This is a genomic window from Micromonospora sp. RV43, assembly GCF_001029515.1.
Taxonomy (GTDB): Bacteria; Actinomycetota; Actinomycetes; order Mycobacteriales; family Micromonosporaceae; genus Micromonospora; species Micromonospora aurantiaca.
Window position 1 is genome coordinate 28,825 of sequence record NZ_LEKG01000015.1, and the last position, 23,150, is coordinate 51,974.

Annotated in this window: 22 protein-coding genes, 1 tRNA gene and 1 pseudogene; 13 read left to right on the forward strand and 11 right to left on the reverse strand. The window is 71.8% G+C overall.

The window, feature by feature from the left end; translation table 11 throughout:
- Positions 1-87: 87 nt before the first annotated feature.
- Complete coding sequence (aceE, locus tag ABD52_RS06020; protein ID WP_030271632.1) at positions 88-2,832, reverse strand: pyruvate dehydrogenase (acetyl-transferring), homodimeric type; 2,745 nt, start codon at positions 2,830-2,832, stop codon at positions 88-90.
- 189 nt (positions 2,833-3,021) lie between these two features.
- Between aceE and ABD52_RS06025 the strand changes: the two genes are divergently transcribed.
- Positions 3,022-3,426 carry a secondary thiamine-phosphate synthase enzyme YjbQ gene (locus ABD52_RS06025; protein ID WP_030271630.1) on the forward strand — a complete coding sequence of 135 codons (405 nt, stop codon included), beginning with the start codon at positions 3,022-3,024 and terminating at the stop codon, positions 3,424-3,426.
- A gap of 41 nt (positions 3,427-3,467) precedes the next feature.
- Here ABD52_RS06025 and ABD52_RS06030 read toward each other — a convergent pair whose 3' ends face one another.
- The gene (locus ABD52_RS06030) at positions 3,468-5,111 is read right to left on the reverse strand and encodes an alkaline phosphatase (RefSeq protein WP_047891093.1); all 1,644 of its coding nucleotides are present in this window, start codon (positions 5,109-5,111) and stop codon (positions 3,468-3,470) included.
- 186 nt (positions 5,112-5,297) lie between these two features.
- Between ABD52_RS06030 and ABD52_RS06035 the strand changes: the two genes are divergently transcribed.
- The 5 genes from ABD52_RS06035 to ABD52_RS06055 all read left to right on the forward strand — a co-directional run bounded on the left by ABD52_RS06035 (position 5,298) and on the right by ABD52_RS06055 (position 9,551).
- Complete coding sequence (locus ABD52_RS06035; protein ID WP_047891094.1) at positions 5,298-5,768, forward strand: MarR family winged helix-turn-helix transcriptional regulator; 471 nt, start codon at positions 5,298-5,300, stop codon at positions 5,766-5,768.
- A gap of 62 nt (positions 5,769-5,830) precedes the next feature.
- Complete coding sequence (locus ABD52_RS06040) at positions 5,831-8,299, forward strand: transketolase C-terminal domain-containing protein (RefSeq protein ID WP_047891095.1); 2,469 nt, start codon at positions 5,831-5,833, stop codon at positions 8,297-8,299.
- Between the two features lie 110 nt (positions 8,300-8,409).
- Positions 8,410-8,844, forward strand: a complete 435-nt coding sequence (locus ABD52_RS06045) for a DUF3052 domain-containing protein (RefSeq protein WP_013287823.1) — start codon at positions 8,410-8,412, stop codon at positions 8,842-8,844.
- Positions 8,845-8,925: 81 nt separating this feature from the next.
- The gene (locus tag ABD52_RS06050; protein ID WP_013287822.1) at positions 8,926-9,393 is read left to right on the forward strand and encodes a peroxiredoxin; all 468 of its coding nucleotides are present in this window, start codon (positions 8,926-8,928) and stop codon (positions 9,391-9,393) included.
- 83 nt (positions 9,394-9,476) lie between these two features.
- Positions 9,477-9,551: transfer RNA gene (locus tag ABD52_RS06055), tRNA-Val, on the forward strand.
- A 216-nt stretch (positions 9,552-9,767) separates the two neighbouring features.
- Here the strand turns inward: ABD52_RS06055 and ABD52_RS06060 are convergent.
- The gene (locus ABD52_RS06060; protein ID WP_047891096.1) at positions 9,768-10,304 is read right to left on the reverse strand and encodes a hypothetical protein; all 537 of its coding nucleotides are present in this window, start codon (positions 10,302-10,304) and stop codon (positions 9,768-9,770) included.
- A gap of 308 nt (positions 10,305-10,612) precedes the next feature.
- Between ABD52_RS06060 and ABD52_RS06065 the strand changes: the two genes are divergently transcribed.
- Positions 10,613-11,539: a phosphotransferase enzyme family protein gene (locus ABD52_RS06065; RefSeq protein ID WP_053065300.1), complete on the forward strand. Its 927-nt coding sequence runs from the start codon at positions 10,613-10,615 to the stop codon at positions 11,537-11,539.
- A 93-nt stretch (positions 11,540-11,632) separates the two neighbouring features.
- On the opposite strand, the gene ABD52_RS06070 is transcribed toward ABD52_RS06065, so the two are convergent.
- The 3 genes from ABD52_RS06070 to ABD52_RS06080 form a co-directional block, all read right to left on the reverse strand.
- Positions 11,633-12,445, reverse strand: coding sequence for a hypothetical protein (locus tag ABD52_RS06070; RefSeq protein ID WP_235437369.1), 813 nt, complete (start codon positions 12,443-12,445; stop codon positions 11,633-11,635).
- A gap of 98 nt (positions 12,446-12,543) precedes the next feature.
- Positions 12,544-12,726, reverse strand: a complete 183-nt coding sequence (locus ABD52_RS06075) for a hypothetical protein (RefSeq protein ID WP_225319804.1) — start codon at positions 12,724-12,726, stop codon at positions 12,544-12,546.
- 155 nt (positions 12,727-12,881) lie between these two features.
- The gene (locus ABD52_RS06080) at positions 12,882-13,640 is read right to left on the reverse strand and encodes a DNA-binding transcriptional regulator (protein WP_152748192.1); all 759 of its coding nucleotides are present in this window, start codon (positions 13,638-13,640) and stop codon (positions 12,882-12,884) included.
- 282 nt (positions 13,641-13,922) lie between these two features.
- On the opposite strand from ABD52_RS06080, the gene ABD52_RS06085 reads away from it, so the two are divergent.
- The 4 genes and pseudogenes from ABD52_RS06085 to ABD52_RS06095 form a co-directional block, all read left to right on the forward strand.
- Positions 13,923-14,219, forward strand: coding sequence for a hypothetical protein (locus ABD52_RS06085; RefSeq protein ID WP_235437370.1), 297 nt, complete (start codon positions 13,923-13,925; stop codon positions 14,217-14,219).
- Positions 14,216-14,395 carry a hypothetical protein gene (locus ABD52_RS06090; protein WP_030274856.1) on the forward strand — a complete coding sequence of 60 codons (180 nt, stop codon included), beginning with the start codon at positions 14,216-14,218 and terminating at the stop codon, positions 14,393-14,395. Before ABD52_RS06085 ends, ABD52_RS06090 begins: the two co-directional genes overlap by 4 nt.
- 82 nt (positions 14,396-14,477) lie before the next feature.
- The gene (locus ABD52_RS41380; protein ID WP_255352836.1) at positions 14,478-14,600 is read left to right on the forward strand and encodes a hypothetical protein; all 123 of its coding nucleotides are present in this window, start codon (positions 14,478-14,480) and stop codon (positions 14,598-14,600) included.
- Positions 14,597-14,815: pseudogene (locus ABD52_RS06095) on the forward strand (hypothetical protein); the annotation flags it as partial. The gene ABD52_RS41380 and the pseudogene ABD52_RS06095, both read left to right, overlap by 4 nt.
- Positions 14,816-14,882: 67 nt before the next feature.
- On the opposite strand, the gene ABD52_RS06100 reads toward ABD52_RS06095, so the two are convergent.
- The 3 genes from ABD52_RS06100 to ABD52_RS06110 form a co-directional block, all read right to left on the reverse strand.
- Entirely contained in the window at positions 14,883-16,595 is a 1,713-nt protein-coding gene (locus tag ABD52_RS06100) for an ABC-F family ATP-binding cassette domain-containing protein (protein ID WP_235437371.1), read from the reverse strand.
- 200 nt (positions 16,596-16,795) lie between these two features.
- On the reverse strand, positions 16,796-18,643 hold the full coding sequence (locus tag ABD52_RS06105) for a glycoside hydrolase family 15 protein (RefSeq protein WP_047891099.1): 1,848 nt from the start codon (positions 18,641-18,643) through the stop codon (positions 16,796-16,798).
- A gap of 75 nt (positions 18,644-18,718) precedes the next feature.
- The gene (locus ABD52_RS06110) at positions 18,719-19,675 is read right to left on the reverse strand and encodes an NAD(P)/FAD-dependent oxidoreductase (RefSeq protein WP_013287813.1); all 957 of its coding nucleotides are present in this window, start codon (positions 19,673-19,675) and stop codon (positions 18,719-18,721) included.
- A gap of 80 nt (positions 19,676-19,755) precedes the next feature.
- Here ABD52_RS06110 and ABD52_RS06115 point away from each other — a divergent pair, with 80 nt between their 5' ends.
- Both ABD52_RS06115 and ABD52_RS06120 read left to right on the forward strand, forming a co-directional pair.
- Entirely contained in the window at positions 19,756-20,340 is a 585-nt protein-coding gene (locus ABD52_RS06115) for a helix-turn-helix domain-containing protein (RefSeq protein ID WP_047891100.1), read from the forward strand.
- 52 nt (positions 20,341-20,392) lie between these two features.
- Entirely contained in the window at positions 20,393-21,187 is a 795-nt protein-coding gene (locus ABD52_RS06120) for an alpha/beta fold hydrolase (RefSeq protein ID WP_047891101.1), read from the forward strand.
- Between the two features lies 1 nt (position 21,188).
- Here ABD52_RS06120 and ABD52_RS06125 read toward each other — a convergent pair whose 3' ends face one another.
- Positions 21,189-22,616 carry an MFS transporter gene (locus ABD52_RS06125; RefSeq protein ID WP_047891102.1) on the reverse strand — a complete coding sequence of 476 codons (1,428 nt, stop codon included), beginning with the start codon at positions 22,614-22,616 and terminating at the stop codon, positions 21,189-21,191.
- Between the two features lie 74 nt (positions 22,617-22,690).
- Positions 22,691-23,149, reverse strand: coding sequence for a MarR family winged helix-turn-helix transcriptional regulator (locus tag ABD52_RS06130; RefSeq protein ID WP_013287809.1), 459 nt, complete (start codon positions 23,147-23,149; stop codon positions 22,691-22,693).
- Position 23,150: the final 1 nt, after the last annotated feature.

Sequence of the window (23,150 nt, forward strand, 5' to 3'; positions counted from 1 at the left end):
AGGGACGCCGGGCCGTCGTCGTCTGTGCCCGAGGTGTTAAGAAGGGGCCCCTCCTCTACCGGAGGCGTTAAGAAGGGGCCCTTCCTTTCAGCTGTCGCCGCCGGTCTCGCCGACCGGGGCGGCGTTGACGTCGTCCAGCGCGTACTTGCGGGCCGCGTCGGCCGGCACGTGCGCCGGCACCACGCCGCGCAGCGCGAGCTGGCGCAGCGTCGCGACCGCCACCGACTCGGCGTCCACGTGGAAGTGGCGGCGCAGCGCGTGCCGGGTGTCCGACATGCCGAAGCCGTCGGTGCCGAGCGAGGTGTAGTCCCCGGGCACCCAGCGGGCGATCAGGTCCGGCACCGCCCGCATCCAGTCGCTCACAGCGACCTTCGGCCCGTCGGCGTCGGCCAGCTTCCGCGCGATGTACGGCACGCGCGGCTCCTCGCCCGGGTTGAGCAGGTTGTGCTCCTCGCACTCCACCGCGTCGCGGCGCAGCTCGGTCCAGGACGTCACCGACCACACGTCGGCGGACACGCCCCAGTCCTCGGCGAGCAGCTGCTGGGCCTTGAGCGCCCACTGCATGCCGGTGCCGGACGCGAGGATGTTCGCCTTCGGCGCGTCGTCACCGACCTGCGGCGCGGGGGAGTAGCGGTGGATGCCCTTGAGGATGCCCTCGACGTCCACGCCCTCCGGCTCGGCCGGCTGGAAGATCGGCTCGTTGTAGATGGTGAGGTAGTAGAAGATGTTCTCCGGCGCCTCGCCGTACATCCGGTGCAGGCCGTTCTCCACGATGTGCGCCAGCTCGAAGGCGAACGCCGCGTCGTAGGAGACCACCGCCGGGTTGGTGGCGGCGAGCAGCAGCGAGTGGCCGTCCTCGTGCTGGAGGCCCTCACCGTTGAGCGTGGTCCGGCCGGCTGTCGCGCCGAGCACGAAGCCCCGCGCCATCTGGTCCGCCGCCGCCCAGAACCCGTCGCCCGTGCGCTGGAAGCCGAACATCGAGTAGAAGATGTACAGCGGGATCATCGGCTCGCCGTGGGTGGCGTACGCCGTGCCCGCGGCCGTGAACGAGGCCACCGAACCGGCCTCGTTGATCCCCTCGTGCAGGATCTGGCCGGTGGTCGACTCCTTGTAGGACAGGAACAGCTCCCGGTCCACCGAGGTGTAGCGCTGGCCGTGCGGCGAGTAGATCTTCTGGGTCGGGAACAGCGAGTCCATACCGAAGGTACGGGCCTCGTCCGGGATGATCGGCACCCAGCGCTTGCCGAACTCCTTGTCCTTCATGATGTCCTTGAGCAGGCGGACGAACGCCATCGTGGTGGCGACCTTCTGCTTGCCCGACCCGCGCTTGACGTCGGAGAACCGCTCGGTGCCCGGGATGGCCAGCGTCTTGCGCGCGGTGCTGCGCGTGGGCAGGTAGCCGCCGAGCTGCTGACGCCGGTCCTTCAGGTACGCGATCTCGTCGGACTTCTCGCCCGGGGTGTAGTACGGCGGGAGGTACGGGTTCTCCTCCAGCTGCTTGTCCGGGATGTCCAGGTAGAGGCGGTCGCGGAAGAGCTTCAGGTCCTCCAGCGTCAGCTTCTTCATCTGGTGGGTGGCGTTGCGGCCCTCGAAGTGCGAGCCGAGCGTCCAGCCCTTGATCGTCTTGGCGAGGATCACCGTCGGCTGGCCGGTGTGCTCCATCGCCGCCTTGTAGGCCGCGTAGAGCTTGCGGTAGTCGTGGCCACCCCGCTTGAGGTTCCAGATCTCGTCGTCGGACAGGTGCTCGACCATCTTGCGGGTCCGCGGGTCGCGGCCGAAGAAGTGCTCCCGCACGTACGAACCGGACTCCGCCTTGTAGGTCTGGTAGTCACCGTCGGGCGTGGTGTTCATCAGGTTGACCAGCGCGCCGTCGGTGTCCGCGGCGAGCAGCGGATCCCACTCGCGGCCCCAGACCACCTTGATGACGTTCCAGCCGGCGCCCCGGAAGAACGCCTCCAGCTCCTGCATGACCTTGCCGTTGCCGCGGACCGGTCCGTCCAGGCGCTGGAGGTTGCAGTTGATCACGAAGGTGAGGTTGTCCAGCTCCTCGCGGGCTGCCACGCCGATCGCGCCGAGCGACTCGACCTCGTCCATCTCGCCGTCGCCCAGGAACGCCCAGACGTGCTGCTGGGAGGTGTCCTTGATGCCGCGGTGGTGCAGGTAGCGGTTGAACCGCGCCTGGTAGATCGCGTTCAGCGGGCCGAGGCCCATCGAGACGGTCGGGAACTCCCAGAAGTCCGGCATCAGCCGCGGGTGCGGGTACGACGGCAGCCCGCCGCCGGGGTGCGACAGCTCCTGCCGGAAGCCGTCGAGCTGGCTCTCGCTGAGCCGGCCCTCCAGGAACGCCCGCGCGTACATGCCGGGGGAGGCGTGACCCTGGTAGAAGATCTGGTCACCGCCGCCCGGGTGGTTCTTGCCCCGGAAGAAGTGGTTGAAGCCCACCTCGTAGAGGGACGCCGAGCTGGCGAACGTGGAGATGTGCCCACCGACGCCGATCTCCGGGCGCTGCGCCCGGTGCACCAGCATCGCGGCGTTCCACCTGATGTACGCCCGCAGCCGCCGCTCGACGTGCTCGTCACCCGGGAACCACGGTTCGCGCTCCGGCGGGATCGTGTTGATGTAGTCGGTGGTGGTCAGTGACGGCACCCCGACCTGCCGCTCGCGGGCCCGCTCCAGCAGGCGCAGCATGACGTACCGGGCTCGCTTTGTCCCGCGCTCGTCGATGACACCGTCGAGTGACTCGACCCATTCGCTGGTTTCTTCAGGGTCGATGTCCGGAAGCTGGCTCGGCAGACCAGCGGTGATCACCGGGCGCTTGCGTTCCGTAGCCACAGGCGTTCCCTCGGTTTCGTGTGGGATAGGTCTCTAGCGCCATCCTGCCCCCTGGTGGCGTGTGCCGTCACCTCTCCCACCCCCAGACGCGACGCTGAACACAGGTACCCATCAGTAACTTTGCGCTATCACCGGATGCGCTATCGGCGGGCGGGGCGGTGAACCGGGCACTGCGGCAGAATGCGCCGTATGCGCAGTGAGGTGATCACCGTCCGGACCGGCTCCCGGCCGACCGTCCGGGACATCACGAGCGAGGCCGAACGGTTCGTGTCCGGGGCCGGCGACGGCCTGCTGCACGTCTTCGTCCCGCACGCCACCGCCGGGCTGGCGATCATCGAGACCGGTGCCGGCTCCGACGACGACCTGCTCCGGGCGCTCGACGACCTGCTCCCCACCGACGACAGGTGGCGGCACCGGCACGGCTCACCCGGGCACGGCCGCGACCACGTGCTGCCGGCGTTCGTGCCGCCGTACGCGACGCTGCCGGTGCTCGGCGGGCGGCTCCAGCTCGGCACCTGGCAGTCGATCTGCCTGGTCGACACCAACGGCGACAATCCCGACCGTCAGGTGCGCTTCTCGTTCCTGGCCGGCTGACCGGCCGGACCGGGCGTGCGACGCCCGGCCCGGCCGCGCCGTCACGGGCGGACCGTCTCCGCCTCCACCGTCTGCCGGCCCTGGTCGACGCCGGGCGCGGCGGTGCGCGCCGCGGCCGGCGGCCGGTCGTGGGTCAGGTTCAGCCCGGGTACGCGGTCCTCGATCACGAACGTGGCCCGGGTGTACGCGGGCGCGTCCGGCCGGCTCACGTACGGCAGCACGTCGAAGTCGGCGGTCAGCTCGGTCGGGGTGATAGTGGTGCGGACGTACCCCCGAAGGTTGTTCTGGAAGCGCAGGTGCGGGTTGAACGCCAGCCACGGGTGCGAGCCGGTCGGCGAGTCGGCGCCGTCCCCGGTCGAGGTGATCGACGAGCAGACCAGCTCGCTGCCGACGGTGCGCGAGGTCGGGTCGGCGTAGTCCAGCTTCAGGTCACTGGCCCAGTGCGCGTGCACGTCGCCGGTGAGCACCACCGGGTTGCGCACCCCGGCGGCCGTCCAGCCCCGGGTGATCCGGTCCCGGGATGCGACGTACCCGTCCCAGGCGTCCATGCTCGTCACCGTGAGCGGGCCGGAGTTGTTGTCCCGCTGGGCGAAGAACACCTGCTGGCCGAGCAGGTCCCAGCGGGCCTCGGAACGGCGGAAGCCGTCCAGCAGCCACGCCTCCTGCGCGGCGCCGGTGATCGAGCGGGCCGGGTCGGACGCCTCGGCGCAGCTCTTGTAGCCGTCGCCGCACGCCTGGTCGTCCCGGTACTGCCGGGTGTCGAGCATGTGGAAGGTGGCCAGCCGGCCCCAGCGCACCCGGCGGTAGAGCTGCATGTCGATGCCGCGCGGGATCGAGGTGCGGCGCAGCGGCATGTTCTCGTAGTACGCCTGGAACGCCGCCGCCCGCCGGGCGGGGGAGTCCGGATCGGGCGCCTCGGGCACCTCGTCGGCCCAGTTGTTCTCCACCTCGTGGTCGTCGAAGACCACCACCCAGGGCGCGACCGCGTGCCCCGCCTGGAGGTCGGTGTCGGTCTTGTACTGGGCGTGCCGCTGCCGGTAGTTCGCCAGCGTGCGGGTCTCCGGGCCCTCGTGGTCGCGCGGGTTGCCGCCGGGCACGGTGTAGGTGTCCTTGGCGTACTCGTACTGGTAGTCGCCGAGGTGCAGGATCAGCTCCGGCTCGGTCTCGGCCAGCCGCCGGTACGCGGTGAAGTAGCCGTGCTCGTACTGCGAGCAGGAGGCGAAGCCCATGGCGAGCGCGGAGGGCATCGACCACGGCGCCGGGGCGGTGCGGGTGCGCCCGGCCGGGGACGCCCAGCGTTCGGCCCGGAACCGGTAGAAGTACTCCCGTCCGGGCAGCAGGCCGTCCAGTTCGACGTGCACGCTGTGCGCGGACTCCGGGCGGGCCAGCCGTACGCCGCGGCGCACCACGTGCCGGAAGCGCTCGTCGGCGGCCACCTCCCAGTTCACCGGCACGACCCGCGACGGCATGCCGCCCAGGCCGTCCTCGGCCAGCGGCTCCGGCGCCAGCCGGGTCCAGAGCACGAAGCCCTCGTGGTCGGGGTCGCCGGAGGCCACGCCGAGCGTGAACGGGTCGCGGCGCAGCGGGCCGGGCGACGCGGCGGCCGCGACCGGCAGGCCGGCTGCCGCGCCGGCGGCGCCGAGCGCCGCGCCGCTGAGCAGGATGGTACGTCGGGACAGAGCCACGGTTTTCCTCCCCGGAGTCCGGTTCGTCGACTCCGGGAAGCCTCACGGACGTCGATGGCCGGAAGGTGACGCGCGGACGACCGGCCGGGAATTTTCGCCGAACAGCGCTTCATGATCGGCAATCGGTTGCGGGAGGTGCCTGACCGTTCGGCTGATCGAAGATCGACTCGCCCATACGATGATCGGATGGCGCAAACCACCGTTCCCACCGTCCCCAACCGGGCGGAGCTGGCCGGGGAGACCGTGCGCCGGATCCTGCACGTCGCCGCCGCGATGCGGCACCACCAGGACGAGGGGATCGCGGCGCTGGGCCTCACCCCCGCGGTCGCCAGGGCGCTGCACCAGCTCGACCCGGACCGCCCGCTCCCGGCCCGTGACCTCGCCGAACAGCTCGGCTGCGACAGGTCCAACGTCACCGGCCTGGCCGACAAGCTGGAGCAGGCCGGGCTGGTGGAACGGCGTACCGACCCGGCCGACCGGCGGCAGAAGGCGCTCGTGGTCACCGGGCGGGGGCGGCAGGTACGCGAACGGCTCCGCCAGGTGATGTCGGACTCCCGACTGCTCGACGGGCTGAGCACCGACGAACTGGCCACACTGCGGGACCTGGTGCTCAAGGTCTCCGACGGAGGCTGCCCGCAGGAGTGTGGCCAGGTCTGAGCCACGCCGGGCGGAACGTGTCCGACTGGGCGAGGCGGGCCCGAGTCGGTAATGCTGTCCGCGTGACCACCCCGCACGATCTCGACGACCGGCTCCGAGCCGAACTGGCCGCGCTCGGGGCGCCCGACCAGCGGCGCGACCTGGGCGAACCGCTGCCCGACGGCGGTGCGTTGACCGGGGCGCAGGCGCTGGCCCTGTTCGACGCGCAGCTGACCAGCCGGCTGCTCGACCTGGCCGGGCGGTGGCTGTCGGGCTTCGGTGAGGGGTACTTCACTGTCGAGTCGGCCGGTCACGAGAGCGACGCCGCGGTGGCAGCCGCGCTGCGGCCGACCGATCCCGCGCTGCTGCACGCCCGCTCCGGCGCGTTCTACTGCCTGCGCGCCGCCCAGGCCGCCGGCGCCTTCCCCGCAGCCCCGCCGGACCTGCCGCCCGCGACCGGCGCCGACGCCCCACCCACCACCCCGGAACCGGGAAGATCTTGGAGCGAAAGCGCCCCTCCGGGGGCCGTTTCCTACCAAGATCTCGAAGGGCCGGGCGCGGGGGAGACGGAGGCGGGGAGCCTTCCCGTGGGCGCCGGGATCGTCGTGGACGCGGACGGGGACGCGACTGTCGTCGTACCCGATCTGCCGCAGCCCGCGCCCGACGACGCGTTCGCGGCGGCGGCGCGCGACGTGCTGCGCGGCATCGTCGCCTCCGCCGAGGAGCCCGCGGCCGGCGGGCGGGCGAAGGTCTTCGGCCGCGCCGACCTGGCGGTCGTGCCGACCACCTCGGCCGCCGGTTCGCATCTGCCGCGCGCCGTCGGTCTGGGGCTGGCGCTGGAGCGGCTGCGCCGCGGCACGCGGCCCGCCGACGGCGAGGCCGAGGCGGCGCCCTGGCCCGCCGACGCCGTGGTGGTCTGCGCCTTCGACGACGGCGCGGCCGACCACGCCGCGGCCACCGCCGCGTTGAACACGACCGGCTGGTACGACCACACCGGCCTGCGCATCCCGGTGCTGTTCGTCTGCGCCGACGGCGGCACCTCCGCCGAGGGCTGGGTGGCCGCCACGCTGCGGGCCCGGCCTGGCATCAGGTACTTCGCCGCCGACGGCACGGACGTGGCCGCGACCTACCGGGTCGCGGCGGAGGCGGCGGAGTGGGTACGCCGGCAGCGCCGGCCCGCCGTGCTGCACCTGAGCGCGGTCCGCCTGATGGAGCAGGGTGACGGCGACGCGGCCCGCGACCCGCTGCTGGCCACCGCGCGGCTGCTGGTGACCTCCGGGTACGCCAGTGGCGAGGAACTGCTGGCCCGCTACGACGAGCGGGGCTGGCAACTGCGCCGCGTCGCCGAGGAGGTGCTGGACGAGCCGAAGCTCGCCTCCCCGGTCGAGATCGTGCGGGAGCTGGCGCCGCGCCGGCCGGTGCGGGTGTCCCGCGCGGTCGCCGAGGCGGCGGCGCACGCGGCCGGGCCGGGCGCGGGAGCGCGGGCGGAGGCGTTCGGCGGCAAGCCGCCGGAGCTGACCGGCCCGCTCACGCTGGCGCAGAGCATCAACGCCGCGCTCGCCGACGGCATGCTCGACTACCCCGGGACGGCGGTGTTCGGCCACGACGTGGCCGCACAGGGTGGGGTGTACGGCGTGACCGAGGGGCTGCGGGACCGGTTCGGGGCGGCGCGCGTGTTCGACACGCTGCCGGACGAGACCTCGATCCTCGGGCTCGGGCTCGGCGCCGGACTGGCCGGCCTGCTGCCGGTGCCCGAGATCCGCCACCTCACGTCGCTGCACGGCGCCGAGGACCAGCTCCGCGGCGAGGCGGCCACCATGCGGTTCCTGTCCCGGGGCGCGTTCCGCAACCCGATGGTGGTGCGGGTGCCCGGCCTGGCGAGCCCGGAAGGACTCGGCGGGCACGACCGCAACGACGACTCGCTGGGGGCGCTGCGGGACGTGCCGGGGCTGGTGGTGGCCGTGCCGGCCCGGCCGGACGACGCCGCGCCGATGCTGCGGACCTGCCTGGCGGCGGCCCGGGTGGACGGCAGCGTCTGCGTGTTCGTGGAGCCGATCGCGCTCTACCACGTGCGTGACCTGTACACGGACGGTGACGACGAGTGGACCGCCGAGTACGCCGAGCCGGGCACCTGGGCGGACCGGCACGTGCCGATCGGGCGGGCCCGCGTCTACGGGATCGGCTCCGCCGAGGACCTCACCATCATCACGTTCGGTAACGGGGTGCGGATGTCGCTGCGCGCCGCGGCCACGCTGGCCGAGGAGGGCGTGGGCAGCCGGGTGGTGGACCTGCGCTGGCTGGCCCCGCTGCCGGTGGCCGACATCATCAGGGAGTCCTCGGCGACCGGCCGGGTGCTGGTGGTGGACGAGACGCGGCGAACCGGCGGGGTGGGCGAGGGCGTCCTGTCCGCGCTCGTCGACACCGGGTACGTGGGCGCTGCACGCCGCGTAGCCGCACTTGACTCGTTTGTACCATTAGGTCCGGCTGCCCGTCAGGTTCTGGTCTCCGCGGAAGCCATCACCCAGGGTGCCCGTACGCTGCTGGCACGGTAAATTCCGTTCCACCCGGTGCGCCACTTGCGCGGCGAGCCGCAACTGTGTGGACTGAGCCCGACGGTGTCACCCGACGCCACGAGCAGGGATAGATGAGGAGGCACTCGACAGTGAGCGCGACCGCTGGCCAGGCCGACGGGGTACGCAGCCTGGCGGACCGGTTCGGTATCGAGCCGGGCATGGTCGTCATGGAGATGGGCTACGACGACGACGTCGACACCGATCTCCGGGACGCCCTGACCGACCGCTGTGGGGAACTCGTCGACGAGGACACCGACGAGGTGGTCGACGCGGTTCTGGTCTGGCACCGCGACGGCGACGGTGACCTGTTCGAGCTCCTCGTCGACGCCCTCGGGCCGCTCGCGGACAACGGCGTGGTCTGGCTCCTGACCCCGAAGGCCGGCCGCGACGGTCACGTCGAGCCGAGCGAGGTCGCGGAGAGCGCGCAGACCGCCGGGCTCCAGCAGACCTCCACCATCAACGCCGGCCGCGACTGGAGCGGGGCCCGCCTCGTCATGCGTCGCGGGTCCAAGAGCAAGAAGTAGGGCGGCGCCGCACACCCGGCGACCGCGGTCGCCGGGTGTGGCAGGCTGATCATCTCCAGACCCGATCCCGAGGGAGCACGCATGCCCATCGAGGTTGGCGCCGAGGCGCCCGACTTCCTGCTCAAGGACCAGAACAACCAGGAGGTCCGGCTCTCCGACCTCCGCGGTAGCAAGACCGTGCTGCTGGTCTTCTACCCGCTCGCCTTCACCGGCATCTGCCAGGGCGAGCTGTGCGAGGTGCGGGACAACCTCAACGAGTACGTCAACGACGACGTCCAGGTGCTGACCGTCAGCGTCGACTCCGTGTACGCCCACAAGATCTGGGCCGACCGGGAGGGCTACCAGTTCCCGCTGCTGTCCGACTTCTGGCCGCACGGCGCGGTGGCGCAGGCGTACGGCGTCTTCAACGACGTCGCGGGCATCGCCAACCGGGGCACCTTCGTCATCGACAAGGCCGGCGTGGTCCGGTTCGCCGAGATGAACATGCCCGGCGAGGCGCGCGACCAGCAGGGCTGGCGCAAGGCACTGGCCGAGGCCGTCGCCGCCTGAGTCCCACACCCCAGGCACGTCGTTGCGCGGGGCCGGAGGCGGGCAGGTAAGCTGGCCGCTCCGGCCCGCCGTACGGGCGTTCCGGGCGCGTAGCTCAGTGGGAGAGCACTCGCCTTACAAGCGAGGGGTCGCAGGTTCGAAACCTGCCGCGCCCACCATCCCGCCCCGAGAAGATCATTTCCCCGGGTGACAGCAGTAGTGCTCTTGAGAGCATGCGTCTGACCCTGGCCTGACGCCGGCGCAGGAAATCAGAATCACGAAGGCCTCGTTCTCGGCAAGGTCCGCGATGGTGGTGCGGAGCAGGCCCCAGAGTCTCGGTCACGGATACCTGAAGTTCGTCGTCGTCCTGCCACGTCCTTGACCTGGCCGATCGATTACAAGCTCGGCGGTGTGCCCGACGCGGCGAACGCCTTCACTGCCTGGAGCAGGCGGTCGAGGAAGATCGGCAGGTCCGGGGCGGCTACCTCGAAGCGCGGGTCCTCCGAGGTGTAGGTGCCGTCGAGGACAACGTCAGGTGGCAGGCGGTAGACGGGAGATCCTGCCGGCAGGGCCAGCCCGTACTGGGTGCCACCGCCATCGCTGGCGAATACGACGATGTCGGCGTCGTGGCGGCCACTGACGTGCCAGAGGTCTCGTGACTCGTGGGCGTGAGCCACGTCGGAGGCAGTGTGCAGGAAGAACCCGTAACCGACGTCCTCCAGGTCTACGGCACCGACTGCGGCGTACAGGTCCAGGACGTCGGCGGGAAGACCGGGGCGGACAGCAGCGAGCCGTGCGGCAGCGGCCGTGTCGGGCTCGCTGACGGAGTTCTCGCCGGGTGGGTATCCGTAGCGGCCCTCGAAGTCGAGCACCGCGGAGGCAACGGCCGTCCGCAGACTCTCGCGCCAGGTCTCCAGCCGGCGATAATCCACACATCACCTCCGAATCGCACCGACAAGCCGGGCCGACTCCACATGCTCTCAGCCGGCGGCGCCAAACATGTCTCCCAGAACGGGACGTCGGCTCCCGCCGGCGGTCCCAGGCTCCACTCGATGCGTGACGGATCGGTGTCAGGTCTTGGCTGGCACTTCCGCTAGACGATCATGGGGAAGGGTACTTCGGGCTCCGTCGAAGTAGCGGGCCCATCAGGTGGCGTCGCCGGAGCGAAGTAGCCGGATCCAGGCGCGGTGAGGTGAGAAGTTCGTAGCCGGTTCCGGTGGATGGTGTTTGACTCTTGCCGGTGATCAGTGACGGGAAGCTGCGTGCCTGCATCGAGGCTCACTGGGGATTGGCGGACGCGACGGTTCAGGTGCACAACGGCGGAATGAACTCGGCGACGTGGTTCGTCTCCAAGGGCGGCGAACGATGGGTGGCCAAGGCAGTCGCGCCGGGATCACGCCGTTCCTTCATCGGCGGGCTTCAGGTCGCGACTCACGTCGAGGCGGCAGGCGTTCCGGCGGGCACCCCGGTAGTGACGAGGCACGGAAGCCTCGTCGCCGATGTCGACGAAGTGCCGCTCGGATTGTTGAACTGGGTCGCGGGCACCGGGTTACGAGGCGAGAACCCGGACGAGAAACGACTGATCGGGACGACCCTGGCGCGAGTCCACGCAGCACTGAGCGGCGTGACGATCAAGGATGCTGACCGGTTTCACTGGGTTGAGACGCAGGCGCCTCATCTGGCGGTTCGTCCTTGGGTCCGAGCCTCAGTGGCGGCCGCCCTAGCGGAGTACGAGGCGCTTGATGCCGGATCCTTGTCGTGGGGTCTGCTACACACCGATCCGGCTCCAGAGGCATTCCGGCTCGACCGCATGACGGGAGAGTGCGGGCTGATCGACTGGAGTATCGCGATGAACGGTCCGCTGTTGTACGACCTCGCTTCGGCAGTGATGTATGTCGGGGGCATCGACCAGGCCGATCACCTGGTGGAGGCATACCTGGAGAGCAAGACCATGACGCGCGCCGAGGTGGAACACGGCTTGCCGGCCATGCTCCGGTTTCGCTGGGCGGTGCAGGCTGACTACTTCGCCCACCGCCTCGTCACCGACGATCTAACCGGAGTCTCGAGCGCGTCCGACAACGAGATGGGCCTGGAGAATGCGCGCCGATGGCTCGGTCGTCTGGGAGCCGAGAAGCCCTCCGGGATGCACACGGCTGACGGGATTTGACCTCGGGCGCGGCCGGGGTGAGCTAATGGCATTCTGCGCTAGGTGCCCAGAATCGAGAAGCGGGTGCCGATGTCTGCGAGGGCGGCCCCGGTCCTAACCGGGCGCGGGGACGGTCTTGACGATCGCCGTCGCCAGGGCCGTCGCCTTCTCCTGAGCGATTGCGGTCACGTCGGTGGCGGTGCTCCGTCTGGGCGGCCAGAACGTGAGCGCCTCGACACTGATGAGCAGCGAGCCGTGCGCGAAGATCAGCCGCGCATTGCCGGGCAGGAACGGCATTCCTTCCGCGCTCTCCGGGTTCACCCGGCTCACCGTCGCCGTGGTCAGCCGCGCGTTCGTCGATCCGATGGTCATGGTGCGTGCGCCCCACCGGGCGGTGGCCATCCCGATGTTGAGTCGGAAATCCTTCGTTGGGCAACGCGCGGTGCGCGCCGTACGTGCGGCTGTAGCGGCCGCCGGGGCATCGCGCAGACCGACCACTGTGACGTTCAGAAGGGTTGTCGGGGGCTGGACGTCGACGAAGGTCCCTACGGGGTTGACCTCCAGGCCCGCGCCCCACACCTGATCGAATTCCAACCCGCCCCCGTTCGAGCGGTCGGGGTCGGCAATGAGCAGGTCGCAGGGTTCATAGGGTTCGCCGACCTCGATCGTGCGCTCCCGGATGTCGTCGCCGACATCAGCCCGCTCGACCAGCTGTCGAATCGTCGCCATCAGTGCCTCTTGCTCGGTGGGCGATGCCGACGGCGCGGGATTCACGGAGGGCGCCGGAGGCGGTGGCGGATCGGCTCGTGTGACGCAGCCGGCAAGGCCCAGTACCACCAGTACACCGGCGACGAAGGATCCGCCGCGAACCCGATCAACGATCCTCACGAATCCCCGCTTCCACTCGGGGTGCAGCATATGGCTCATCACGTCTGGCGTTTGCCCGTGCGCGGTCGCTGCGGTAGACGAGACACGCGGGAGCCGCTCAGGCTGGATGGTCGCGCAGGAACGACTGGGCCGCCACCTTAGCGGCCGCAATCGCCTCCTCTGTCCTGGTCGAAGGCGGGGCCCCATCCGACGTACAGCTCCAGGAAGCGATCGGCCACGGGTCGCAGTTCCGGCAACTGGGAATAGGCCGCGTGCCAGTAGATCTCGTACGCCAGGTCCTCGGCGTCACCGTCTCCCGCAACGATGTCCGCCGCTGCCATGCAGCGTGCCGTTGCCGAACATCGCGATCCGCTTGGCCTTCCGGGCACCGAGCACGTGCTCGTCGCGAGCACGATGTGCGCCTCGCCTGGATGCGAACACCCTGCCGTGCCGCATTCCGTTCATGTCCGCCAGTCGAGGCGATGGCGCGGCATCTCTACGTCGCTGGCGTGTTGTACCGGTCCAGCGTCGCCTTGGAGGTCGACGCGTCGCGGAAGACGAGCTCCCACGGGCCGGTGTTCACGTCCATGTCCTTGCCGAATCCGACCCACTTCCCGGCCATCCGTCGGCCCGTCGGCTCGGCCAGGAGCTGAATCGCCCCGTGATAGCGGGCGCCCCGGTAGTAACCGGCCGGGTCGGTCTGTTCCACCCAGGTGCCGGTGATGACGGCGCCGTCCACGGTGAGGTCCAGCGACAGGGACGAGGACGCCGATCCGGGCAAGCTTCGCGCGGTCAACCTGTCGCCGTGCTGCAACACGACGACGAAGTGCTGTCCGGCGAAGGACTCCTCCCGGCCGCTGGAGTAGTACTGGTAGCGGCTGAGCCATACGCCCTCGTACGACCTGTGGGCCGTGGCCGGCTTGGCCGTCGGCGTCGGCGTGGCCAGGCTCGATACGGGTGATGTCAGGTCGTGGCCACCGTGCTGGTCGTCGGCGACGTGCCCGCCGGGCACTGCGGCGAAGCCGAGCAGTGAGATGGGCAGACCGGTCACGACCTCCAGGGCGCGGGCGTAGACGGGACGCGGTGCGGCGATCGCACCGGACTCCCATCGCTGGACGAGTCGCTTGTTGGCGTCGTTGGGCTCGCCGACGCGGTGGCCGGCGGCTTGGAGCGCACGGGCGAAGTCGTCCTGGCTCATGCGCATTCCGGTACGGACGCCGCGCAGAACCGTGTTGGGGGCGGTCATGCCCGCCACGATAATGCTATGTCGCCTAAATGTCGCCACCTGTGTGGTCGGATTGTCGGCTCTTGTGCCGTCGCGATCGGTGACACCTGCACGTCACTGTGGACAGGCGGCTGAGAGGGATGCCGCGTTTTCCCTGGCGGAGGTGGAGATGCCGAGCACGGACGACGAACCGTCGATGAGCCGGAGCGAACTGATCCACGCGGTGTACCGAGGGGCGACAGAGAGGCGACCTCTCGCTGCTGCTGAGCGGCTCGCGGCGAGGGAGTCGGTCGGTACCTTCCGTCGTCGGCGGTGTCCGGCTTCGGCGAGCGCCTCCAGGCCCGGGAGCAGGAGATCGCCCGGCGCCGTTTGCTGGACCAGGCGCGAGGCGGGCAACGGTCCCCGGACGGCGACGCCTCGCGGGAGCGCCGGGTCTCGTACGACGCGTACCTGTCCGCCGCCGCGCTGACGTTCGCCCGGCGGCATCGGCCGGTGTGGTGCTGGCGACGGTGGAGACGGGTCTGCCGGTGCGGCGCCGACCTGCCCTGTCATTCGCGGCACCGGATTCCGATCAACCGCGGTCACTGGCCGCAGGGGAGTGACGAGTGATCGGCGAGCCGGAGGAGACGATCCTCGCGGTACACGTACGGGGACTCGACGGCATGTGTGCCGGGTGCCGGGCGTGGTGGGCGCGGCTCACGCCGTACCCCTGCTGGCAGGTGGAGTGGGCGACCAGCCGGCAGGCGCGGGCGGTCACCGCGCGGTTCCTGGAGGACGCGCGGTGACCACCCACGGCCCGGTCATGCCGATCTGGAACTGCGGCGGGCTGCGACCTGCCCTGGCCGTGCCCCACGCGGAGGCGGGGGCATGTGTGCCGGGTGCCGGGCGTGGTGGGCGCGGCTCACGCCGTACCCCTGCTGGCAGGTGGAGTGGGCGACCAGCCGGCAGGCGCGGGCGGTCACCGCGCGGTTCCTGGAGGGCGCGCGGTGACCACCCACGGCCCGGTCATGCCGATCTGGAACTGCGGCGGCTGCGACCTGCCCTGGCCGTGCCCGACGCGGAAGCGGGAGCTGCGCGCGGAGTACTCCGGCGCGCCGGTGTCGCTGGCCCTCTACCTCGGCGCCTACCTCGTGCAGGCCTCGGAGGACATGCCGTGGGCGCCGGCCGGTGCACTGCACCGCCGCTTCGTCGGGTGGACCCGGGAGGCCCGTCCGCGCGAGCGATATGACTGAGAGGCATATTTATGCCTCTCAGTCATATCGCTCGAAGTCATCAACCTTCAGGCAGGCATGACCCTGTGTGACCGGACGGCCCGGCGTCGCCGGCGGTGAGGGGCAGCGTGGGCCAGGCCGCCAGGTCGTGGAGCATCTGCCGGTCGTGGGTGGCGACGACCACCGCCGCCGGTGTCGTCAGCAGGGCGGCGGTGAGGTCGTCGACCAGCGGCGCCGACAGGTGGTTCGTGGGTTCATCGAGGATCAGCAGGTCGGGACGTTCGGCCAGGCGCAGCGCCAGGTTCAGCCGCCGTTGCTGTCCGTGCGACATCCGGCCGACCGGGGTACGCCGGGCCTCGGCGTCGAGCAGGTTCGTCGCGCCCAGCGGCAGAGGCGTGCCGGAGCCGAGGCGCCCGGTGGAGCGCAGCCGGCCCACGTGCTGCTCGTACAGGTCGTGGGCGAGCATCAGGGGCGGCCAGTCGGGCACCTCCTGGCCGAGGTAGGCCACCCGCGCCCCGGACGGGTGACGGACCTCCCCGGTCGACGGCACGAGGTCGCCGGCCAGCACGGAGAGCAGCGTCGACTTGCCCGCACCGTTGGGTCCGGTCACCAGCAGGCGGTCCCCGCCGTCGAGCGTGAGCGTGACCCGGGTACGCAGACGCCCGGCCACCGTCACGTCGTGGCACCGCAGGATCGGCAGTCCGGGCCGGGTGTCCAGCGGCGGCCAGCGCAGCGGCTGCGGTGGCTCCGGGACGGTGATCCGGTGCTCGTCGAGCGCCTCCTGCCGGCGTCGCAGCGCCTGCACCAGGCCGGGGGCGCGGGACTGGCGCTGGTGCTTGCCGTGGCCCTTCTCCGGACGCCAGCCGGTGCTGAGCCGGCCCTGCGCCTCCCGTACCGCGTCGGCCAGCCGCTGGTGCTCGGCCTGCTGCGCCTCGTGGTCGCGTACCCAGTGCGCGAAGTCGCGTCGGCGCCCGTCCTGCCAGGCGGTGTAGTCCCCGGCGTAGCGGCGCGGGCGCCCGTCCGCGCTGGGGTCGAGGTCGAGGAACTCCGTGGCCACGTCCCGCAGCAGGGCGCGGTCGTGGGTCACCAGCACCACGCCGCCCGGGTGCTCGCGCAGCCGCGCGGTGAGGAAGGCCAGGCTGGCCGCGTCGAGGTGGTTGGTCGGCTCGTCCAGCATCAGCAGGTCGACCCGGGCCCCGAGCAGGCACGCCAGCCGGACCCGGTAGCGCTGGCCGACCGACAGCGTCGCCAGCGGGCGGTCCCGGTCCGGGCAGGCGTCGAGACCGGCCAGCGCCACGTCGACGCGACGCTGCGCGTTCCAGGCGTCCAGCCGGGTCGCCGCGTCGAGCGCTGTGGCGTACGCATCGTCCGCGCCCGTCCGGCCCTCGGCCAGCGCGTCGGCGGCGTCGTCCAGCGCCCGCAGTGCGCGTTCGGACTCCCGGATCGCCCCGTGGACGAGCGTGCCCACCGTCTCGCCGTTGCGCGCCTCCAGGTTCTGCCGGGCGACGCCGATCGTGCCCAGCCGTTCCACTGTGCCCTGGTCGGGCACGAGGATGCCGGCCAGCACGTGGAGCAGGGTGGTCTTGCCGCGGCCGTTCTCGCCGACGACCGCCAGGCGGGATCCGGCGGAGACGGTCACGCCGACGTCGGACAGCACGACCCGGCCGCCGCGTACGACGCGGACGCCGTCGGCCCGGACGTGCGCCCGGTGCCCGGCGGGCAGCGAACCGCCTGAGGTGGATGGGGATGAAGGTACGTGGTCGAGGTTGTTCACAGTCCGCTCTCGGCTCGTCGTGGAGCCGGGCAGCGCGAGGACACCGCCCGGCGGGAACGCCAGGACGGCGGAGCAGAGCTGGTACGTCAGAAGAAGCCGGTCACCCTGCCGCCGTCAGCGGAGGGACCAGGGCTTCATGACGGCGGCGTGGAACCTCATGCGGTGAAGGCTACCCGGTGCCGGGCCGGAGATCACCGGAGTTACCGGCGGAGGCGGGCGTCGGCCTCGGCGTCGAGCAGGTCGTTGACCGTCAGCGCCGAGTTGATCAGCGCGAGGTGGCTGAACGCCTGCGGATAGTTGCCGATCTGCTCACCGGTGGAGGCGATCTCCTCGGCGTACAGGCCGAGGTGGTTGCTGAAGGTGAACATCTTCTCCAGGGTGAGCCGGGCGTCGTCCAGCCGGCCGGAGCGGGCCAGCGCCTGGACGTACCAGAAGGTGCACATGTTGAACGTGCCCTCGTGGCCGGGCAGCCCGTCGGGGGAGTGCAGCGGGTCGTACCGGTGGACCAGGCTGTCCGAGACCAGATCCCGCTCGATCGACTCCAGGGTGGACAGCCACAGCGGGTCGCTGGGCGTGACGAAGCCGACCGCCGGCATGTAGAGCAGGGCGGCGTCGAGCACGTTCTCGTCGTACGCCTGCACGAAGCTGCCGCGTTCCCGGTGGAAACCGCGGGCCATGACCTGGTTGTAGATCCGGTTGCGTTGCTCGGTCCAGCAGCTCATGTCTCCGGGCCGGCCGGTCCGGGTGGCCAGCCGGATGGCCCGGTCCAGCGCCACCCAGGACATCACCCGGCCGAACGTGTAGTTGCGGGGGTGGTGCCGGCTCTCCCAGATGCCGGCGTCGCGCTTGTCCCAGTTGTGGCAGAGCCAGTCGACCAGGCGCACGGTGCTCTTCCACACCTGGTGCGACACCCGGATGCCCTGCTCGTCGGCGAGGTGCATGGCGTAGAGCGCCTCGCCGTGGATGTCGAGCTGGAGCTGGTCGGCCGCGCCGTTGCCGATGCGTACCGGGCGGGAGCCCCGGTATCCCTCCAGGTGGTCGAGCACCTCCTCGTGCAGGTCCGAGGACCCGTCCACCCGGTACATGATCTTCAGCGGGTCCTGGTGGTCGCCTGCTTCGCGGATGCGCTCGTCCAGCCAGTCCATGTACCGGCTGACCTCCTCGGTGAACCCGAGACCGAGCAGCGCGTGCACCGAGAACGAGGTGTCGCGTATCCAGGTGTAGCGGTAGTCCCAGTTGCGGGAGCCGCCGACCAGCTCGGGCAGCGCGGCGGTCGGTGCGGCGATCATCGCGCCGGTCGGCGCGTACGTCATGAGCTTGAGCGTGATGGCGGAGCGCTCGACCATCTCCCGCCAGCGCCCGGTGTAGCGGGAGCGTTCGACCCAGCGCCGCCAGTAGTCCCGGGTCCACTCGAACATGCCCTGGACCTCTTCCGGCGGGATGATCCGGGGTTCCTCACTGCCGGTCTCCAGGATCACCCCGCCGGTGTCGCCCTCCTTCAGCGTGCCGTAGGCGATCAGGTCGCCGCCCTCCATGCGGATCTCGCCGGTCTGGGCCCAGAGCTGCCGCACGGGGTCGATCGGGTTGAAGGTGAGCGTCGCCGACGGGCTGCGGAACAGGTAGCCGTTGCGGTGCCGCTCCAGGTCGTGGCGCTCGCGTGCGTAGTCGAACCGGGGCCGGCACTCCACCCGGAAGCGCATGCTGCCGCGCACCATGGTGACCATGCGCACGATGCGGTGCGAGTCGGTGACCCGTTCGCCGGTGACCGGCATGAAGTCCATCACCTCGGCGACGCCGTCCGCGCTGATGAACCGGGTGATCAGGATCGGTGTGCCGGGCAGGTAGAGCTGCTTGGTGACGTACCGGACCTCGTGCGGGGCGATCTGGAAGAAGCCGCCCTTGTCCTTGTCCAGCAGCGCGGCGAAGATGCTCGGCGAGTCGAAGCGCGGAGCGCAGAACCAGTCGATCGTGCCGTCACAGGTCACCAGCGCGGCGGTCTGGAGGTCGCCGATGAGTCCGTGATCCTCGATCGCCGGATAGCCCTTCACATCGCCCCCCAGGTTCCGACTGCCCTCTCCGACTCAACCTAGGGGAAGAATTGTCAGGTTAGGGGTGATTCGTAGTCACCCACCCGCCCGCGCGCCACGGTGCGCCTCGACCGCCCGCTGGGTCTCCGCCTGCACCAGGTCCGCGTTGATCATCGCCGCGGTCCAGGCGCCCGCCGCCGCGGCGGCGCCGACCTGCGCCGACAGGTTCGTCACGTTGCCCGCGACCCACACCCCAGGCACATCGGTACGCCCCGACTCGTCGGCCGGCAGGTACTCGCCCATCCCGCTGGGGTGCGGTTGCGGACGCAGGCCCAGCCCGGCCAGGAACCCGGCGCGCGCCACCATCCGGGGCGCGACTGTGAGCACCTCGCGGTCGACGGTGCGGCCGTCGCGCAGGCGTACCCCGGTCAGCCGGTCCCCGGCCGTCTCGACGGCCGCGATCTCGCCCTCGACCACGGGCACGCCGCGCGCGGCGAGCTGCTCGGCCTGCTCGTCGGTGAGCGGTGGCGCGGTGTGCCGCAGGTAGACCACATCGTCGCTCCACTGCCGGAACAGCAGCGTCTGGTGCACCGACATCGGGCCGCTGCCGATCACCCCGATCGGCCGCTCGCGCACCTCCCAGCCGTGGCAGTACGGGCAGTGCACCACGTCCCGCCCCCAGCGCTCGCGCAGGCCGGGCACATCCGGCAGCTCGTCGACCAGGCCGGTGGCGACCAGCACGTGCCCGGCGCGTACCCGGCGGCCGTCCGCGAGCGCCACCGCGAACCCGTCGCCGTCGCGGTCCACCGTCTCGACCCGGCCCTCGGTCAGGTGCCCGCCGTAGCGGCGCACCTCGTCCCGGCCGCGCGCCAGCAGCTCGGCCGGCGGCACGCCGTCGTGCCCCAGCAGCGCGTGCACGCCGTCGGCGGGCGCGTTGCGGGGCTCGCCCCCGTCCACCACCAGCACCGAGCGGCGTGCCCGGGCCAGCATCAGCCCGCCGTTGAGCCCGGCCGCGCCGCCGCCGATCACCAGTACCTCGTAGTTCTCGGTCATCGTGACCACCTCCGCGACCAGACTGCGACCGGACCCGGCAGAACTGCAAACTCCGTTGCTGATGTGGCAAACTGGCCGGCATGGACGACGACCTCGACCAGGCCCTCGACGCGGTCGGCCCCCGGCTGCGCGCGCTCCGCCGCGAGCGGGAGACCACCCTCACCGACCTCTCCGCCGCCACCGGCATCTCGGTGAGCACGCTGTCCCGGCTGGAGTCCGGCGGTCGCAAGCCCACGCTGGAACTGCTGCTCCCGCTGGCCCGCGCGCACGGCGTCACGCTCGACGAACTGGTCGGCGCCCCACCCACCGGCGACCCCCGCGTCCACCTGCGGCCGGTCGCCGCGTACGGGATGACCATGCTGCCGCTCACCCGCCGCGCGGGCGGCATCCAGGCGTACAAGCTGATCATTCCGGCCGACGGGCGGTCCGAGCCCGAGCCGAAGACGCACGAGGGGTACGAGTGGGTCTACGTGCTCAACGGGCGGCTGCGGCTCGTGCTCGGCGAACACGACCTGGTGCTCGAACCCGGTGAGGCGGCCGAGTTCGACACCCGCGTACCGCACTGGTTCGGCCGCGCCGACAGCGAGGGGGTGGAGTTCCTCAGCCTCTTCGGCAGCCAGGGCGAACGCGCCCACCTGCGCGCCCGCCCCCGCGCGTCCCGCTGAGCGGCGTCCGCGAACGCGCCCGCCGCGGCGCCGGGGGCGCGACGATCGGCGGGTGACCTATGCGGACGTCGGCGGGCTGCGGATCTGGTACGAGGAGCACGGCACCGGCAAGCCGCTGGTCCTGCTGCACGGCGGATACGGCTCGACGGAGACGTTCGCGCCGGTCCGGCAGGCGCTCGCCGCGCGCCGGCTGATCGCCGTCGACCTGCGGGGCCACGGCCGCACCGGCGGTCTGGACCGGCCGCTGCGGTACGAGTCGATGGCCGAAGACGTCGCCGGGCTGCTGCGTCACCTCGGCCTGCCGCGCGCCGACGTGCTCGGCTACTCGCTCGGCGGCGGGGTGGCCCTGCGTACCGCGATCCAGCACCCCGCCCTGATCCGCCGCCTGGTGCTCGTCTCCACGCCGTTCCGGCGGCACGGCTGGTACCCGGAGACGCTGGCCGCGATGTCCGCCCACGACGAGCGCGCCGCCGAACGCATGCGCGGCACCCCGCCGTACGAGCGGTACGCGCGGGTCGCGCCCCGCCCGCAGGACTGGCCCCTGCTCTGGGCCCGCAGCGGGGACCTGCTGCGGCGCGACTACGACTGGTCCGCCGAGGTGGCCGCGCTGCCGATGCCGGTGCTGCTGGTCTTCGCCGACGCGGACGAGATCCCGGTCGGTCACGCGGCGGAGTTCTTCGGCCTGCTCGGCGGCGGCCACCGGGACGCGGGCGGCGACGGTGTCGCCCGGCCCGCGTCCCGGCTCGCGGTGCTGCCCGGGCTCACCCACCACGACGTGGTGGCCTCGCCCGCGCTGCCGGCGGCGGTGCTGCCGTTCCTCACCCATCCGGCGCGCGCCCCCGGCTGACTCACCCCACGAGCGCCGGAGCCTCGGCCCGCTCGGCCGTGCGGGGGCGCAGCAGCGCGTACGCGAGCACGACGGCGACCACCACGAGCCCCGCGCCGACCGCGAACGCCGCGTGGAAGCCGCTGGTCAGGGCCGTTGCTCTGTCGTCGCCGAGCGCGACCCGGTCGGCGGTACGGGCGGCGGCCAGCGTGGACAGCACCGCGACGCCGAACGCCATGCCGAGCTGCTGGGTGGTGTTGAACAGCCCGGAGGCGAGACCGGCGTCCTCGGCGCGGGCGGCGGACATGCCGAGCGCGGTGAGCGCCGGCAGCACCAGCCCGAACCCGCCGGCGAGCAGCATCACCGGGAGCACGTCGGGCAGGTAGCGGCCGTCCACCGGCACCCGGGCCAGCAGCGCGAACATGGCGGCGAGCAGCACGAGCCCGGCGATCAGCACGGCCCGCTCGCCGAAGCGGGCGTTGAGCCGGGCCGAGACGCCGAGCGACACCGCGCCGATGACGACAGCCGCCGGGAGCAGCGCCAGCCCGGTGCGGGTGGCGTCGTAGCCGAGCACCTGCTGGAGGTAGAGCGTGACGAGGACCTGGAACGCGAACGTCGCGGCCACGGTGAGGATCTGCACCACGTTCGCCACGGCGACGCCGCGCGAGCGCAGCAGCCGCAGCGGCATGAGCGGGCGGCGCGCGGTGGCCTGCCGGAGCACGAACCCGGCGACCAGCGCGGCGGCGAGCGCGCCCAGGCCGAGCGTGTGCGCCGACGTCGCGCCGTACCGCTCGATCGTGACCACCGTGTAGATGCCCAGCACGAGCCCGGGGGTGACCAGCAGCGCGCCCGCCACGTCGGCGCCGGCGGCCAGGCCCAGGCCCCGGTCGGCGGGCAGCGTACGGACCGCGAGCGCGATCGTCGCCAGGCCGATCGGCAGGTTGATCAGGAAGATCCAGTGCCAGCCCAGCGCGTCGGTGAGCAGGCCGCCGGCGACCTGGCCGATCGCCGCGCCGGCGGCGCCGGTGAACGCGAACACGGCGAACGCCCGCGCCCGCCCGGCGGCGTCGGGGAAGAGCGTGACCAGGATGCCGAGGCTCACCGCCGTGGCCGCCGCGCTGCCGACGCCCTGGAGGAAGCGGGCCGCGACGAGCGTGGCGCTGTTCGCCGCCACCCCGGCCAGCACGGAGGCGGCGGTGAACAGCGCCGTGCCGCCGAGGAACATCGTCCGGCGCCCGATCAGGTCGCCGAGCCGGCCGGCGAGCAGGAGCAGGCTGCCGAACGCGATCAGGTACGCGTTCACCACCCAGCTCAGGCCGGCCGGGGAGAAGCGCAGGTCGCGCTGGATGGCCGGCATCGCCACGGTGACGATGCTGCCGTCGAGGATGGTCATCAGGGCGCCGGTGGCGAGCACGCCGAGGGCGAGCCGCCGGGAGCGGGGAGCGGACATGGAGTCCTCCTGTCGAGAGGTGCGACAGGAGAGACCGTAGCGGATGGTTCCGTTACAGACAATCTATTGAGGGACTATTGGCGGGCCCGTCGGGCCGGCTTCGGGCTCTGCACAGGCGTGGCCAGGTGGCCTGCGGTCAGGCGTTCCAGCGCGCGCAGGAAGACCTTCCGCTCGTCGTCCGGCAGGCTCGCCAGCGCCTCGGCGTGCACCCGGTCGACGATCTCCTGGCTGCGCGCGGCCACCCGGGCGCCCTCCTCGGTCACCGCGATGATCCGCGCCCGCCGGTCCGTACGCGACGGACGCCGCTCGGCCAGCCCGGCCTGCTCCAGCGCGTCCACCGTCACCACCATCGTCGTCTTGTCCATGTCGCCCATCTCGGCGAGCTGGATCTGCGTACGCTCCTCGGGCAGCGCGTGCGCGAGCACGCAGTGCATCCGTGCGGTCAGCCCGATCTCGGCGAGCGCCGCCGCCACCCGGGTACGCAACACGTGGCTGGTGTGGTCGAGGAGGTACGACAGGTCAGGGGTGCTCATC

Bases quoted from the DNA above. Each gene is read 5' to 3' on its own strand.
- ABD52_RS06110 (WP_013287813.1), bottom strand. From the start codon at position 19,675: ATGACCGAGAACTACGAGGTACTGGTGATCGGCGGCGGCGCGGCCGGG.
- ABD52_RS06130 (WP_013287809.1), bottom strand. From the start codon at position 23,149: ATGAGCACCCCTGACCTGTCGTACCTCCTCGACCACACCAGCCACGTG.
- ABD52_RS06075 (WP_225319804.1), bottom strand. From the start codon at position 12,726: ATGGCAGCGGCGGACATCGTTGCGGGAGACGGTGACGCCGAGGACCTG.
- ABD52_RS06070 (WP_235437369.1), bottom strand. From the start codon at position 12,445: ATGAGCCATATGCTGCACCCCGAGTGGAAGCGGGGATTCGTGAGGATC.
- ABD52_RS06125 (WP_047891102.1), bottom strand. From the start codon at position 22,616: ATGTCCGCTCCCCGCTCCCGGCGGCTCGCCCTCGGCGTGCTCGCCACC.
- ABD52_RS06025 (WP_030271630.1), top strand. From the start codon at position 3,022: ATGCGCAGTGAGGTGATCACCGTCCGGACCGGCTCCCGGCCGACCGTC.
- ABD52_RS06035 (WP_047891094.1), top strand. From the start codon at position 5,298: ATGGCGCAAACCACCGTTCCCACCGTCCCCAACCGGGCGGAGCTGGCC.
- ABD52_RS41380 (WP_255352836.1), top strand. From the start codon at position 14,478: ATGTGTGCCGGGTGCCGGGCGTGGTGGGCGCGGCTCACGCCGTACCCC.
- ABD52_RS06115 (WP_047891100.1), top strand. From the start codon at position 19,756: ATGGACGACGACCTCGACCAGGCCCTCGACGCGGTCGGCCCCCGGCTG.
- ABD52_RS06050 (WP_013287822.1), top strand. From the start codon at position 8,926: ATGCCCATCGAGGTTGGCGCCGAGGCGCCCGACTTCCTGCTCAAGGAC.